Raw genomic sequence first — 14,157 nt, 5'->3', positions numbered from 1 at the left:
CACATAACACGTATCTCTTAGGTAAGGAGGTGATCCAACCGCAGGTTCCCCTACGGTTACCTTGTTACGACTTCACCCCAGTCATGAATCACAAAGTGGTAAGCGCCCTCCCGAAGGTTAAGCTACCTACTTCTTTTGCAACCCACTCCCATGGTGTGACGGGCGGTGTGTACAAGGCCCGGGAACGTATTCACCGTAGCATTCTGATCTACGATTACTAGCGATTCCGACTTCATGGAGTCGAGTTGCAGACTCCAATCCGGACTACGACAGACTTTATGAGTTCCGCTTGCTCTCGCGAGGTCGCTTCTCTTTGTATCTGCCATTGTAGCACGTGTGTAGCCCTACTCGTAAGGGCCATGATGACTTGACGTCATCCCCACCTTCCTCCGGTTTATCACCGGCAGTCTCCTTTGAGTTCCCACCATTACGTGCTGGCAACAAAGGATAAGGGTTGCGCTCGTTGCGGGACTTAACCCAACATTTCACAACACGAGCTGACGACAGCCATGCAGCACCTGTCTCAGCGTTCCCGAAGGCACTCCTCTATCTCTAAAGGATTCGCTGGATGTCAAGAGTAGGTAAGGTTCTTCGCGTTGCATCGAATTAAACCACATGCTCCACCGCTTGTGCGGGCCCCCGTCAATTCATTTGAGTTTTAACCTTGCGGCCGTACTCCCCAGGCGGTCGATTTAACGCGTTAGCTCCAGAAGCCACGGTTCAAGACCACAACCTCTAAATCGACATCGTTTACAGCGTGGACTACCAGGGTATCTAATCCTGTTTGCTCCCCACGCTTTCGCACCTGAGCGTCAGTCTTTGTCCAGGGGGCCGCCTTCGCCACCGGTATTCCTCCACATCTCTACGCATTTCACCGCTACACATGGAATTCTACCCCCCTCTACAAGACTCTAGCCAACCAGTTTCAGATGCAATTCCCAAGTTAAGCTCGGGGCTTTCACATCTGACTTAATTGACCGCCTGCGTGCGCTTTACGCCCAGTAATTCCGATTAACGCTTGCACCCTCCGTATTACCGCGGCTGCTGGCACGGAGTTAGCCGGTGCTTCTTCTGCGGGTAACGTCAATTGATAAGGGTATTAACCTTATCACCTTCCTCCCCGCTGAAAGTACTTTACAACCCTAAGGCCTTCTTCATACACGCGGCATGGCTGCATCAGGCTTGCGCCCATTGTGCAATATTCCCCACTGCTGCCTCCCGTAGGAGTCTGGGCCGTGTCTCAGTCCCAGTGTGGCTGATCATCCTCTCAGACCAGCTAGAGATCGTCGCCTAGGTGAGCCTTTACCCCACCTACTAGCTAATCCCATATGGGTTCATCCGATAGTGCAAGGTCCGAAGAGCCCCTGCTTTGGTCCGTAGACATTATGCGGTATTAGCCACCGTTTCCAGTAGTTATCCCCCTCTATCGGGCAGATCCCCATACATTACTCACCCGTCCGCCGCTCGTCAGCAAGAAAGCAAGCTTTCTCCTGTTACCGCTCGACTTGCATGTGTTAGGCCTGCCGCCAGCGTTCAATCTGAGCCATGATCAAACTCTTCAATTAAAAGTGTTTGATGCTCAAAGAAATCGAAAACTTAGCTTATTCATTATATGAATTAACTTGTTAGTCACTCTTCAAGACTTGATACATCTAATTTTTTAGAAGATATCGTCTCTGCGAGTGCCCACACAGATTGTCTGATAATTTGTTAAAGAGCAGTGCAACTATCGCTGCCGTTTCCGGTCTTCTGCGTTGTTGCGAGGAGGCGTATATTACGCTATTCCTCTGAAGAGTCAAGAGTTTTTTCAAACTTTTTTCTTTTCTCTTCCCTTTCCGTCGTTGCTGTTGTCAGCTCATCGTCGGTCAGTGGGTGCGCATTATAGGGGCTTCTCAGATTAGCGCAAGTATTTATTTCAATTTTTTTTCTGTTCGCTCTATTTTTAAGCTACGCGTCTATTTTTGACACTAAAACCCCGCTAGTAGCACAAAAATTATACTAGCAATAACCGTTTTGTCTATTCGTTATCTTCTATCGATCATCATCGATCCACTTACTTTTATTATCATCGCTATTTATTTCAGTTAAAAATAATACTCTGGATTATTCTCTCGTCAGATATACCTGCTCACTGCTATGCTTTTCTATATTACAATTACAGCAAAGTACCGCCACAATATTCGTATGAGGTCAATCATGAGCCATTCCACTATTAGAAGTTACTTACACTTATCACCTTCCATTGCTAAAGATGTTTATATTGACGTGACAGCCACTGTTATTGGTGATGTACGCCTTAGTGAAGATGTCAGCATTTGGCCAATGGTTGTGATCCGCGGTGATGTTAACTATGTCAGTGTAGGAGCAAGGACTAATATTCAAGATGGCTCAGTGCTACATGTTACACATGCATCAGAAAATACCCCTAATGGTTTTCCTCTCATCATCGGTGATGATGTGACTGTTGGACACAAAGCAATGTTACATGGGTGTACAATCGGAAACCGAGTATTAGTCGGCATGGGATCAATTTTACTTGATGGTGCAATTATTGAAGATAATGTCTTGATCGGCGCAGGAAGCCTAGTACCACCTGGTAAACGACTAGAAAGTGGTTTTCTTTATTTAGGTAGCCCAGTAAAAAAGATCCGCCCACTCACGCCCGCAGAAATACAACACTTTATCTACTCTGCTAATAATTACGTAAAGTGGAAGAACGACTATTTATCAACGGCTCATTCCGCCATTGATAAACAGTAAAATGGATGAAGAGTTGACACTTCATACAGCTTAGCCAACTCTTCAAATTCTTCTTCAATTTCCCATCGATGCTGTTTAAACAAACAAAGACCATTACTATTATCACCAAAGCGTGCCTTTAGCTCTTGTTCAGTGATTTGGCAATCAAATAACATTCCATTGACCATGATAGGGAAAAGAACGCAATTTTGATCTTCAAGCCACTGCTCACGATCAGGAAATTGAATGGATTGATTCATTTATTCAAATTTTCTCTTAAAATATTTATTGTTGGATTAATATCAGGTACTCGCTCATACCATAACTCAACGGCATAAGCGGCTTGCCCTACCAGCATACCTAGGCCATCAGATAAGCGTGTACTACCATTTTTTAATGCATGGTATAAAAAAGAAGTCATACCTGCCTTATAATACAAATCATAACAAGCAGTTTTAAAACCATAAGCACTATCAGGTATAGGTGGAATATCGTCCGTCATACTAGATGAAGAGGCGTTAATAATTAGATCGTAATGTTTATCTGTAACATTTTGTGGAGCACTAGCTCTAATTGTACCAAATTGGCTAAATTCTTGTGCTAATTGTTGTGCTTTTTCAACAGTGCGATTAGTCAAAGTAATATCACAATTATAATTTAATAATGGTAATAATATCCCTCGTGTAGCACCACCAGCCCCAATAACAAGAACCGATAATATTTTTCCGGGGATAATAAAATCCAACCTAGCTAAATCAAGAATTAAGCCCTGACCATCAGTATTATCACCTAATAACGTGCCGTCATCTAATTTTAAAATAGTATTAACAGCACCACAGGCTTGTGCTCTTTGTGTTAATTTATCCACAAAGCGAAAAGCATCTTCCTTAAAAGGAACGGTAACATTAGCTCCACGTCCACCTTGAGAAAAAAATTGCGTTGCTACTTTATCAAATTCACCTAATGGAACCAGTAAACGCCCATATTCATAATCAATCCCTGACTGTTTCGAAAAAAGCTGATGAATAAAAGGAGATTGACTATGTTCAATGGGATTGCCCATCACTACATATTTTTCCATAGCATCATTATCCTTGTCGATATAGCTCACCTGTGAGTGCATCTCTAATTTCAGAAGGATTTTTTCTGCCACCAACCTCGCCATTTACAATAGCAATTCGATTACGAAACTGCTCTTGTACTTCTTCAACACTACGGCATGGAGGAAGTCCGCTTAAATTTGCGCTGGTTGATACTAATGGTTTGCCATAAGCCACACATAATGCTTTCACAATAGGGTGATCCGTGACCCTTACAGCTAAGGAAGAAAACCGCCCTGTTAGCCATTTTGGCGTTGTTGACTTAGCTGGAATAACCCAAGTGATTGGGCCTGGCCAAGAGGCAAACATCCGCTCTCGCTGTTCTTGAGTCAATGCGTTATCATCAATATAAGGTTTTAATTGTTCATAGTTATCAGCAATTAAAATAAGCCCTTTCTCAATGGCTCTCTGTTTTAACTCAAGTAATGCCATTACCGCGCTTTCACTATCAGGATCACAACCGACACCAAACACAGCTTCTGTTGGATAGGCAATAACTTGATTATTTTGCAGTGCTTCTATAATTGTATTATTTACAGGTGATACTTCGTTATTCATGTTCTTCTCTTTTTGTTTGTTGCTTGCCACACAATTTGCTGGCGCACACTAATCTTACTCCTTGAGAAGACCTCTTTTCCATCAATAATGGATAATGACAATATTCGCACTCACCATTAATCGGTTTGTTATTTAGTACAAATTGACATTCAGGATATTGGTTACAAGCATAAAATATTTTACCAAACCGAGACTTACGCTGTAATAATTTGCCCTTCTCGCACTGAGGACAATGAATCACAGTCTCATCAGGTTTATCAATTTGTTCTATATGCTCACAAGCAGGATAATTGCTACAGCCTATAAACATGCCAAACTTACCTTGTCGTAAAACTAAATCTGCGCCACAACATTGGCAAGGCTGTCCTTCTAATACTTTAATAACCTGTCCATCGCCTTGAGATTTCAACGCCTTAATATAATGGCAATTAGGATAAGCAGAACATCCTAGAAAAGGGCCATGGCCACCATTTCTTATAATTAAATCACTGCCACATTCAGGACATTTTTCTTGCTCAGATGGATGCGTAAACGGCATTATTTTTGCCATTGTCTTACCTCATAACACTTATTCCAATCGAATATAGCCACCCGCCACAATAGCGACTTTTTCGATAAGCTCAAGCTCTAATAAAAGAGGAGCTAAATCTGATGTGGATAAACCGCTCTTATTCGCAATAATATCAATCGGGATAGCTTTATCAAAACCTAACAAAGGCAATATCAAATTTATTGATTGCTGTTGAGTGGGTGTAAGTTTTTCAATTTCTAATGGCATATTGCTGGACTCTTTTTTATTGTTGGTAGCTGAGCCAACCTCTGCGATATGCTCGTCCTGTAAATCATCATTATGATTAAAGATTAACCACTGCAAAGAGCTATTTAAATATTCCATAATATCATCTGGCGAAGAGGCTAAATTCGCCCCCTGTTTTAGCAACTGATGATTTCCTTCAAAGTGTGAATCACCGAGTAATCCGGGTAACACAAACAATTCTTTGCCTTGTTGTAGAGCATAATTGGCAGTGATTAAAGATCCACTTTTTATGCCAGCTTCTACAATTAAGAGAGCTGAACTCAATCCACTAATAATTCTATTCCTTTGCGGGAAATGACGAGCTAAAGGAGGTGCCATCGGGAGATGCTCTGAAACAAGAACACCCGACTCTTTGATTTGCTCTGCTAGTCGACGATGAAATGATGGGTAAATTTGTTCTAAACCACTCCCTAATACAGCAATAGTGACGCCATGATGTTTTAAAGCACTACGATGTCCAACACCATCAATTCCTTGCGCCAACCCGCTTGTAATTGTGAATTTATTTTTCACGAGCTGTTGTGCAAAATAAGTCGCCCACTTAGTTCCATACTGTGTAGCATCTCTACTACCAATTAATGCAATTTGTGTGCTTTTTAAATGCTCTTTATTACCTGCAACAAAAAGCAAAAGAGGTGGAGAAGATATTTGTTTTAATAGCAAAGGATAATCTGAATCAGAAATTGTTAAGAGTGATGATTCATTTTTATCTAGCCACTTTAATGTACTTTTGACACAATTTGCCTGAAGCCTCATAAATTGGTGACTTTGTTGTTCTGATAGGCCACATTCTAGTAACACTTTACGATTTAGTTGCGTCAATGATTGTAAGTATTCCACCACCTTAATCGCTTTATTTACTGGCAATCTTGAAACAACATTAAGTCTTATCCATATTTCTCTGGCATCCATGCATTATCCTAGTGTTATTTTTTAACATACAAGGTGAGTGCTAAACTCAGCAAATACTGTCAATCCAGACAATAAATGTCTAGAATAGACGTTAATTCTCATTCACATTTTAGAAACAGTCCAAATAAATTATGGCAGTATTACACGTATTACATTATCCAGACGAGCGCCTTCGCACCATTGCAAAGCCAGTCGAAAAAGTTGATGCCGAAATTCAAAAAATTGTCGATGATATGTTTGAAACAATGTATTTGGAAGAAGGTATCGGTTTAGCTGCGACACAGGTGGATATCCACCAGCGCATCATCGTCATTGATATCTCTGAAACACGAGATCAAAAACTGGTACTCATTAACCCAGAACTTCTTGATCAGGAAGGTGATACCGGAATAGAGGAAGGTTGTTTATCAATACCTGAACAACGCGCATTTGTGCCTCGTGCAGAGCGCGTAAAAGTAAAAGCGCTTGATTACAACGGACAACCTTTTGAATTAGAAGCTGATGACTTACTCGCTATTTGTATTCAACATGAGATGGATCATTTAGTTGGCAAATTATTTGTGGATTATTTATCTCCATTAAAGCGCCAACGTATCCGCCAGAAAGTTGAAAAGCTCGATAAGAGAAGAGCAAAAGCGGGACAATAGAGATTTACTTGTAACAGGAAAAAAACGTGTCTGATTCATTACGTATTATCTTTGCGGGAACACCCGACTTTGCAGCCCGACATTTAGCTGCTCTGTTATCAACTCAACATCATATTGTTGGGGTATTAACGCCACCAGATAAACCCGCAGGAAGAGGTAAGAAGCTGACGATTAATCCAGTGAAAGAACTGGCATTAACTAATAACATTCCTGTTTATCAACCGACATCGTTAAAACCAGAAGAGAATCATGAGTGGATCAAAGCACTACAACCTGACGTTATGATTGTTGTTGCTTATGGTATGATTTTACCCAAAGCAGTACTTGATATCCCTCGTTTGGGTTGCTTAAACGTCCATGGCTCTCTTCTACCTAAATGGCGAGGTGCTGCACCTATCCAACGTGCCTTATGGGCGGGCGATACAGAAACTGGCGTCACCATTATGCAAATGGATGTTGGTTTAGATACTGGCGATATGCTTTATAAAGCATCATGCCCAATTACTCATCAAGACACGAGTGCTTCTCTTTATGCTAAATTAGCAGAGCTGGGGCCTAAAGCACTAATTAATACATTAGATCTTATCATTAGCGGTGAGTTAAAAGCGGAAAAACAAGATGATAGCCTAGCGAATTACGCAGAAAAGCTATCAAAGGAAGAAGCAAAAATTAATTGGTCGTTATCTGCACAACAGATAGAACGTTGTATTAGAGCGTTTAATCCATGGCCTATGAGCTTTTTTATGCTCGATGATCAGCCGGTGAAAGTATGGGAAGCGCAAGTTATCGCGTCGGATAATACCAATCAAATACCAGGTACATTATTAAAAGCAGATAAAACAGGCATTTATATCGTAACAGGTGAAGGCATTTTAAATATCACCAAGCTTCAACCATCAGGTAAAAAACCTATGGCATCAGCCGATTTCCTAAATTCCAAAAGAGATTGGTTTACCCCTGGGAAAATCATTCAATAATGATACTACCCCTTGAAATAACAATATTTCAGGGGGATCTTTTTTTTACGCCAATATTATTCTTCTCTGGCGGCCAATATATAAACGCTAATTCACTATGAAAACGTCATACAACTTACGCAGTATTGCAGCAAAGGCAATAGCTCAAGTTTTAGATCAAGGCTTATCATTAAGTTCGGTGATCCCTGAATTACAAAAAAACATTTCAGATAAAGACAAAGCGCTCTTGCAAGAGCTCTGCTTTGGTACCTTACGTACCTTACCCCAGCTAGAATGGATCATCCAACAACTAATGGATAAACCACTGAAAGGTAAACAACGAATTTTACATTACCTCATTATGGTCGGTTTATATCAGCTCCTTTATACTCGAGTTCCTGCCCATGCAGCACTCGCTGAAACTGTTAATGGTGCGATCGCACTGAAAAAACCACAATTAAAAGGGTTAATTAACGGTGTATTACGCCAATTTCAGCGTCAACAAGATGTATTAATGGAACGTTTCCAAAATAATGATAGCCGCTATTTGCACCCTTCTTGGTTACTTACACGAATAAAAAACGCCTACCCTGAGCTATGGGAAAGTATTATTGAAGGAAATAACCAAAAGCCACCAATGTGGTTACGGGTAAATCAAATACATCATTCACGTGAACAGTACTTAGCGCTGCTTGAAAAAGAAGGGATCAGCGCGTTCTCCGATGACCACCATCCCAATGCTATTCGTTTAGAAACACCTTGTAATGTTCACCTGTTACCAGGGTTTAATGAGGGCTGGGTCACTGTTCAAGACCGCAGCGCTCAGCGTTGTGCAGAATTATTAGCGCCACAAAATAACGAACAAATTCTTGATTTATGTGCAGCCCCTGGGGGAAAAACAACCCATATCTTAGAAATAGCCCCTAAAGCGCATGTTCTCGCCATTGATATCGATGAGCAACGTTTAGCCAGAGTTAAAGAAAATCTAAACCGCTTAAAACTACATGCCACAGTCAAAAGTGGTGATGGACGTTATCCAGAGCAATGGTGTGCAAATATGCAATTTGACAGGATCTTACTTGATGCTCCTTGCTCAGCAACTGGCGTTATACGTCGCCATCCAGATATCAAATGGCTACGTCGTAATGAAGACATAGCTCAGTTAGCGCAAATTCAAAAAGAAATATTACATGCTATATGGCCATACCTAAAATCAGGGGGCACATTAGTTTATGCTACTTGTTCTATTTTACCGGAAGAAAATAGCCAACAAATTGCAGCCTTCTTATCGTCAATGCAAGATGCTCAATGTGACTATCAGCATCAATGCTTACCGGAGCAATATAGCGGTGATGGCTTCTTTTATGCGCTGATCAACAAAAAATGATCTTCTGATAAAAGATGATATCAGATCTAAAAGAAGCTACTATTCCAACACAAGATCGATGTTAACAGACATTGATCTTGTATTTGTTAATCGAATATTCTGAGAACTGACGATGAAAATTATTATCTTAGGCGCAGGTCAAGTGGGTGGCACTCTCGCTGAAAATCTTGTCGGTGAGAATAACGATATTACTGTTGTCGATACTGATGCTACCCGTTTACGTCAACTTCAAGATAAATTTGATTTAAGAGTTGTAAATGGTCATGGATCTCATCCGAGAGTCTTAAGAGAAGCGGGGGCTGAAGATGCGGATATGCTAGTTGCCGTCACAAATTCTGACGAAACAAATATGATAGCATGCCAAGTCGCTTATACTTTATTTAATACTCCCAATAAAGTTGCTCGTATCCGAGCCTCTGAATTTGTTCGTGAAGCAGATAAACTTTTTTTACCAGAAGCAATTCCTATTGATTACCTCATCTCCCCGGAACACCTCGTTATAGATTATATCTATAAACTAATTCAATACCCCGGTGCCCTACAGGTAGTAAACTTTGCTGAAGGTCAAGTCAGTATCGTGGCAGTAAAAGCCTACTATGGTGGATCACTTGTGGGTAATGCACTATCCACTCTACGTGATCATATGCCACATATTGATACCCGTGTTGCGGCTATCTTTCGCCAAGATAGACCTATTCGCCCTCAAGGATCGACCATTATTGAAGCGGGTGATGAGGTCTTTTTCGTGGTGGCATCACAACATATTCGCGCAGTAATGAGTGAGCTACAACGATTAGAAAAACCTTATAAACGCATTATGATTGTTGGTGGCGGAAACGTTGGAGCAGGATTAGCGGCAAGATTAGAAAAAGATTATAGCGTTAAGCTGATTGAGCATAATCAACAACGTGCTACCGAGTTAGCAGAGCTCCTCCATGATACTATCGTGTTTTATGGTGATGCATCTGATCAAGAGCTACTCGCTGAAGAGCATATTGAGCAAATCGATGTCTTTATTGCACTCACTAATGATGATGAAGCAAATATCATGTCCGCAATGCTCGCAAAACGTATGGGGGCAAAAAAAGCCATGGTACTTATTCAACGCAGTGCTTATGTTGATTTAGTCCAAGGTGGAGTCATTGATATTGCCATCTCTCCGCAACAAGCCACTATTTCAGCACTATTAGGTCATGTTCGCAAAGCAGATATTGTCAGTGTCTCCTCATTACGTCGCGGTGTTGCTGAAGCTATTGAAGCCATTGCACATGGTGATGAAAATACCTCAAAAGTTGTCGGTAGACGTATTCAAGATATCAAACTTCCGCCAGGCACAATTATCGGCGCCATTGTCCGCAATGAAGATGTCATTATTGCCAATGCAAGTCACTCAATAGAACAAGGTGACCATGTGATCATGTTTATTACAGATAAAAAATATGTTCCTGAAGTAGAAAAACTGTTCCAACCTAGTCCATTTTTCTTATAACTCTAGTGTAGAAATAAGAATAGTAGTGATTGTTACTGATACTGATCTATTATTATTATCTAAACACATATTTTTATATCTAGATCCATACTAATAAGGGGTGGTTATGGCTTTTTTCAAAGAGTTTCGTGAATTTGCAATGAAAGGCAATGTTGTTGACATGGCAGTCGGTGTCATCATTGGTGCCGCATTCGGAAAAATTGTTTCATCCTTAGTAGCTGATGTGATTATGCCTCCATTAGGCTTACTCATTGGAGGGATCGATTTTAAACAATTTAGTTTAGTACTAAGAGAGGCTCATGGGGATATACCTGCCGTTATCTTAAACTATGGTGCCTTTATACAAACTGTTTTTGATTTTGCCATTGTCGCGTTTGCTATTTTCTGTGCGATTAAATTAATTAATAAGATGCGCAGACAAGAAGAAGAGCAACCTAAAGCACCACCTGCACCTTCAGCAGAAGAAACTTTATTAACAGAAATCCGTGATCTATTAAAAAATCAGCAAAAATAAAAACTAAAAGGCCAGTGATAACAATTGAAAATATTTGTTATCACTGGCCTCCCAGTTACCTTTCTTATTATGTTTTGCCTTTCTCATATAGCTGCCTTTGCCTTTCTTATTTTTTTCTACCCGTTGTCTAAATAAAGGATCATGAACAAGTGCAGCTAACGCATTATCTTTGATCACACCTTTTTGGTGCTGATATTTGCTAGACATAAAAACCTCTTAAATTATTAAAGAACATAAAGCATAGAACAACAATCTTCAGTGCAGATATTATTGCTTTGTCGCTCCAGATTCAAGTATTTCTAGAATTGAACAATATGTACTTTCATGAGCGGTTCCACAGCAAGCATTGCTTAACATTTTTAAAGAATCACGCATCTTTTCCATTTCTTTTAGACGAGCCTCAACTTCTGCTAGCCTAGCATCAACAATATGTTTTGATTCTACACAAGTATGATGCGCAGGATCGACTCTAATTGAAAGTAACTCAGTAATAGCATCCAGAGTAAAGCCTAACTCTTTGGCATAACGAATAAAGCGTAATCTTTGCAAATCTTGTTCTGTATACAGACGATAGCCACCTTCTGTCCGTCTATCATGTTCCATCAATCCTTGTTTTTCATAAAAACGGATAGTATCTGTTGTAACATTCGCTAATTTTGCAATTTGGCCGATGCGATACATTGATCACTCCTCAAACTAATGATAAGTAAGCATAACAAATAACCAAAAAAATAGAATTGAAATATAGTGCGATACTTAATACTTACTTTCGCACAATAGCAGCATATTCAAAAGTAAATATATAGCACCCACATAAATAAAGAAGTAGCGAGTCATTAAAGGGAGGAACCAATAAATTTAAATTTATTGCTAATCTATAGCAATAAAAAAACCGGATTAAAAAATCCGGTCTTTTTATTCGCTTCGCTAAATAATAATTTATTATTCAGCAGCTGCTTCTGTTTCAGAATCAGCACGGTCAACAAGCTCAATGTAAGCCATTGGAGCATTGTCACCTGCACGGAAGCCACACTTCAGAATACGAGTGTAACCACCTGCACGGCTCGCAAAACGCGGACCTAATACTGTAAACAGTTTTGCCACGACTTCGTTGTCACGAGTACGGGCGAATGCCAGACGACGATTAGCTACGCTGTCGGTCTTGGCAAGAGTAATCAGCGGCTCAACGACGCGACGCAGTTCTTTCGCTTTAGGCAAAGTTGTCTTGATGATTTCATGACGAACTAAAGAACCTGCCATGTTGCGAAACATAGCCTGACGATGGCTGCTGTTGCGGTTCAATTGACGACCACTCTTACGATGGCGCATGACCTTATCCTTCTCAGTAAAACCTTAACCTGTGATCTTATTCATCAGCGATACTTGCAGGTGGCCAATTCTCAAGGCGCATGCCCAGAGATAAACCACGCGACGCCAGTACGTCTTTAATCTCAGTAAGAGATTTCTTACCAAGGTTAGGCGTCTTAAGTAATTCAACTTCAGTACGCTGTACCAGATCACCGATGTAGTGGATTGCTTCTGCCTTCAGACAGTTAGCAGAGCGGACAGTCAATTCAAGATCGTCAACTGGGCGCAGCAGGATCGGATCGAACTCTGGCTTCTCTTCTTTAACTTCAGGCTGACGAACATCACGTAAGTCAACAAAAGCTTCAAGCTGTTCAGCCAGGATAGTCGCTGCACGGCGAATCGATTCTTCTGGATCGATAGTACCGTTAGTCTCCATCTCGATTACCAGCTTATCCAAGTCGGTACGTTGTTCAACACGCGCTGCTTCCACAGTATAAGCGATTCGCTCAACTGGGCTATAACACGCATCTACTAGTAAACGACCGATAGGGCGCTCATCTTCTTCCGAATGAATTCGGGCAGAAGCCGGCACATAACCACGACCACGCTGAACTTTGATACGCATATTAATAGATGCGTTTTCGTCTGTAAGGTGGCAGATAACGTGCTGCGGCTTGACGATTTCGACATCACCGTCATGGATGATATCGGCTGCAATAACAGGGCCAATGCCAGATTTGCTCAAAGTAAGAATTACTTCATCTTTACCATGAACTTTTACCGCCAACCCCTTAAGGTTGAGCAGTATTTCTAGGATATCTTCCTGAACACCTTCTTTGGTGCTGTACTCATGCAGTACACCATCAATCTCAACCTCTGTTACCGCACAACCCGGCATAGACGAAAGCAGAATACGGCGCAGTGCGTTACCTAGAGTGTGGCCGAAGCCTCGCTCTAATGGCTCAAGGGTCACCTTGGCGTGCGTCGAACTCACTTGCTCGATATCAACCAGGCGCGGTTTTAGAAACTCTGTCACAGAACCCTGCATTGTGTCCTCTCTTTGGTGCTAAGCCTTACTTGGAGTAAAGCTCGACGATCAGGTGCTCGTTAATGTCCGCAGACAAGTCAGTACGTTCAGGAATACGTTTGAACACACCTTCCATCTTAGCAGCATCAACTTCCAGCCATGTTGGCTTTTCACGCTGTTCAGCCAGCTCTAAAGCAGCCTTAATACGAGACTGTTTTTTCGATTTTTCACGAACGCTGACTACGTCATTCGGGGAAACCTGATAAGAAGCAATATTAACCACGCGACCATTTACCATGATTGCTTTGTGGCTAACCATCTGACGTGCTTCTGCGCGAGTTGCGCCAAAGCCCATACGATAAACAACGTTATCCAGACGACCTTCTAACAGAGTAAGTAAGTTCTCACCTGTGTTGCCTTTCAGACGTGTTGCTTCTTTGTAGTAGTTACGGAATTGACGCTCTAGAACACCGTAAATACGACGTACTTTTTGTTTTTCACGTAACTGAACACCGTAATCAGACAGACGCGGTTTACGTGCGCCGTGCTGACCTGGTGCTTGTTCCAGTTTACACTTGGTGTCAATCGCCCGAACGCCAGATTTCAGAAATAAATCTGTACCTTCGCGACGGCTCAGCTTGAGCTTAGGACCCAAATATCTTGCCATTTTCTTTCTCCAACTATCCTAAAAACGAAACCGTTA

Annotated in this window: 16 protein-coding genes and 1 rRNA gene; 6 read left to right on the top strand and 11 right to left on the bottom strand. The window is 41.3% G+C overall.

Annotated features, from left to right (window positions below):
* Nucleotides 1-22 precede the first annotated feature (22 nt).
* A 16S ribosomal RNA gene (locus AACV00_RS16020) occupies nucleotides 23-1,565 on the bottom strand.
* Between the two features lie 631 nt (nucleotides 1,566-2,196).
* Here AACV00_RS16020 and AACV00_RS16015 point away from each other — a divergent pair.
* Entirely contained in the window at nucleotides 2,197-2,760 is a 564-nt protein-coding gene (locus tag AACV00_RS16015; RefSeq protein ID WP_004249682.1) for a gamma carbonic anhydrase family protein, read from the top strand.
* Here the strand turns inward: AACV00_RS16015 and AACV00_RS16010 are convergent.
* The 5 genes from AACV00_RS16010 to dprA are packed head-to-tail and all read right to left on the bottom strand — an operon-like array spanning nucleotide 2,736 to nucleotide 6,126.
* Complete coding sequence (locus AACV00_RS16010) at nucleotides 2,736-2,999, bottom strand: DUF1488 family protein (protein WP_004249683.1); 264 nt, start codon at nucleotides 2,997-2,999, stop codon at nucleotides 2,736-2,738. The genes AACV00_RS16015 and AACV00_RS16010 overlap by 25 nt on opposite strands.
* Complete coding sequence (gene aroE, locus AACV00_RS16005; RefSeq protein WP_004249684.1) at nucleotides 2,996-3,820, bottom strand: shikimate dehydrogenase; 825 nt, start codon at nucleotides 3,818-3,820, stop codon at nucleotides 2,996-2,998. Before aroE ends, AACV00_RS16010 begins: the two co-directional genes overlap by 4 nt.
* Before the next feature lie 7 nt (nucleotides 3,821-3,827).
* Entirely contained in the window at nucleotides 3,828-4,397 is a 570-nt protein-coding gene (tsaC, locus tag AACV00_RS16000) for an L-threonylcarbamoyladenylate synthase type 1 TsaC (protein ID WP_004249883.1), read from the bottom strand.
* Entirely contained in the window at nucleotides 4,390-4,947 is a 558-nt protein-coding gene (locus AACV00_RS15995) for a DNA topoisomerase family protein (RefSeq protein WP_017827503.1), read from the bottom strand. The genes tsaC and AACV00_RS15995 overlap by 8 nt, the downstream gene beginning before the upstream one ends.
* Nucleotides 4,948-4,965: 18 nt before the next feature.
* Entirely contained in the window at nucleotides 4,966-6,126 is a 1,161-nt protein-coding gene (gene dprA, locus AACV00_RS15990; protein ID WP_012368692.1) for a DNA-processing protein DprA, read from the bottom strand.
* Between the two features lie 131 nt (nucleotides 6,127-6,257).
* On the opposite strand from dprA, the gene def reads away from it, so the two are divergent.
* The 5 genes from def (at nucleotide 6,258) to mscL (ending at nucleotide 11,119) form a co-directional block, all read left to right on the top strand.
* Nucleotides 6,258-6,773, top strand: coding sequence for a peptide deformylase (gene def, locus AACV00_RS15985; RefSeq protein WP_020946577.1), 516 nt, complete (start codon nucleotides 6,258-6,260; stop codon nucleotides 6,771-6,773).
* A 26-nt stretch (nucleotides 6,774-6,799) separates the two neighbouring features.
* On the top strand, nucleotides 6,800-7,750 hold the full coding sequence (fmt, locus tag AACV00_RS15980) for a methionyl-tRNA formyltransferase (RefSeq protein ID WP_004246934.1): 951 nt from the start codon (nucleotides 6,800-6,802) through the stop codon (nucleotides 7,748-7,750).
* 97 nt (nucleotides 7,751-7,847) lie between these two features.
* Nucleotides 7,848-9,116, top strand: coding sequence for a 16S rRNA (cytosine(967)-C(5))-methyltransferase RsmB (gene rsmB / locus AACV00_RS15975; protein WP_004249887.1), 1,269 nt, complete (start codon nucleotides 7,848-7,850; stop codon nucleotides 9,114-9,116).
* Between the two features lie 112 nt (nucleotides 9,117-9,228).
* The gene (gene trkA, locus AACV00_RS15970) at nucleotides 9,229-10,605 is read left to right on the top strand and encodes a Trk system potassium transporter TrkA (RefSeq protein WP_004246936.1); all 1,377 of its coding nucleotides are present in this window, start codon (nucleotides 9,229-9,231) and stop codon (nucleotides 10,603-10,605) included.
* A 106-nt stretch (nucleotides 10,606-10,711) separates the two neighbouring features.
* Complete coding sequence (gene mscL / locus AACV00_RS15965; protein WP_004246937.1) at nucleotides 10,712-11,119, top strand: large-conductance mechanosensitive channel protein MscL; 408 nt, start codon at nucleotides 10,712-10,714, stop codon at nucleotides 11,117-11,119.
* A gap of 3 nt (nucleotides 11,120-11,122) precedes the next feature.
* Here mscL and AACV00_RS15960 read toward each other — a convergent pair whose 3' ends face one another.
* The 5 genes from AACV00_RS15960 to rpsD form a co-directional block, all read right to left on the bottom strand.
* Entirely contained in the window at nucleotides 11,123-11,326 is a 204-nt protein-coding gene (locus tag AACV00_RS15960) for an alternative ribosome-rescue factor A (RefSeq protein ID WP_004246938.1), read from the bottom strand.
* A 60-nt stretch (nucleotides 11,327-11,386) separates the two neighbouring features.
* Nucleotides 11,387-11,800, bottom strand: a complete 414-nt coding sequence (gene zntR, locus AACV00_RS15955; RefSeq protein WP_004246939.1) for a Zn(2+)-responsive transcriptional regulator — start codon at nucleotides 11,798-11,800, stop codon at nucleotides 11,387-11,389.
* A gap of 261 nt (nucleotides 11,801-12,061) precedes the next feature.
* A complete protein-coding gene (gene rplQ / locus AACV00_RS15950; protein ID WP_004246940.1) occupies nucleotides 12,062-12,448 on the bottom strand; it encodes a 50S ribosomal protein L17 in 387 nt (128 codons plus the stop codon).
* 37 nt (nucleotides 12,449-12,485) lie between these two features.
* The gene (locus AACV00_RS15945; protein ID WP_004246941.1) at nucleotides 12,486-13,475 is read right to left on the bottom strand and encodes a DNA-directed RNA polymerase subunit alpha; all 990 of its coding nucleotides are present in this window, start codon (nucleotides 13,473-13,475) and stop codon (nucleotides 12,486-12,488) included.
* A gap of 25 nt (nucleotides 13,476-13,500) precedes the next feature.
* A complete protein-coding gene (rpsD, locus tag AACV00_RS15940; protein WP_004246942.1) occupies nucleotides 13,501-14,121 on the bottom strand; it encodes a 30S ribosomal protein S4 in 621 nt (206 codons plus the stop codon).
* Nucleotides 14,122-14,157: the final 36 nt, after the last annotated feature.

Source organism: Proteus sp. G3927, assembly GCF_963894685.1.
GTDB lineage: Bacteria > Pseudomonadota > Gammaproteobacteria > Enterobacterales > Enterobacteriaceae > Proteus > Proteus mirabilis.
The sequence above is the reverse complement of the archived record's forward strand: the minus strand, read 5'-3'. Positions and strand labels throughout refer to the sequence as shown.

What these genes read in the sequence shown, in the direction of transcription:
- AACV00_RS16015 (WP_004249682.1), top strand. Translation starts at nt 2,197, where the DNA reads ATGAGCCATTCCACTATTAGAAGTTACTTACACTTATCACCTTCCATT.
- AACV00_RS16010 (WP_004249683.1), bottom strand. Translation starts at nt 2,999, where the DNA reads ATGAATCAATCCATTCAATTTCCTGATCGTGAGCAGTGGCTTGAAGAT.
- aroE (WP_004249684.1), bottom strand. Translation starts at nt 3,820, where the DNA reads ATGGAAAAATATGTAGTGATGGGCAATCCCATTGAACATAGTCAATCT.
- tsaC (WP_004249883.1), bottom strand. Translation starts at nt 4,397, where the DNA reads ATGAATAACGAAGTATCACCTGTAAATAATACAATTATAGAAGCACTG.
- AACV00_RS15995 (WP_017827503.1), bottom strand. Translation starts at nt 4,947, where the DNA reads ATGGCAAAAATAATGCCGTTTACGCATCCATCTGAGCAAGAAAAATGT.
- dprA (WP_012368692.1), bottom strand. Translation starts at nt 6,126, where the DNA reads ATGGATGCCAGAGAAATATGGATAAGACTTAATGTTGTTTCAAGATTG.
- def (WP_020946577.1), top strand. Translation starts at nt 6,258, where the DNA reads ATGGCAGTATTACACGTATTACATTATCCAGACGAGCGCCTTCGCACC.
- rsmB (WP_004249887.1), top strand. Translation starts at nt 7,848, where the DNA reads ATGAAAACGTCATACAACTTACGCAGTATTGCAGCAAAGGCAATAGCT.
- trkA (WP_004246936.1), top strand. Translation starts at nt 9,229, where the DNA reads ATGAAAATTATTATCTTAGGCGCAGGTCAAGTGGGTGGCACTCTCGCT.
- mscL (WP_004246937.1), top strand. Translation starts at nt 10,712, where the DNA reads ATGGCTTTTTTCAAAGAGTTTCGTGAATTTGCAATGAAAGGCAATGTT.
- AACV00_RS15960 (WP_004246938.1), bottom strand. Translation starts at nt 11,326, where the DNA reads ATGTCTAGCAAATATCAGCACCAAAAAGGTGTGATCAAAGATAATGCG.
- zntR (WP_004246939.1), bottom strand. Translation starts at nt 11,800, where the DNA reads ATGTATCGCATCGGCCAAATTGCAAAATTAGCGAATGTTACAACAGAT.
- rplQ (WP_004246940.1), bottom strand. Translation starts at nt 12,448, where the DNA reads ATGCGCCATCGTAAGAGTGGTCGTCAATTGAACCGCAACAGCAGCCAT.
- AACV00_RS15945 (WP_004246941.1), bottom strand. Translation starts at nt 13,475, where the DNA reads ATGCAGGGTTCTGTGACAGAGTTTCTAAAACCGCGCCTGGTTGATATC.
- rpsD (WP_004246942.1), bottom strand. Translation starts at nt 14,121, where the DNA reads ATGGCAAGATATTTGGGTCCTAAGCTCAAGCTGAGCCGTCGCGAAGGT.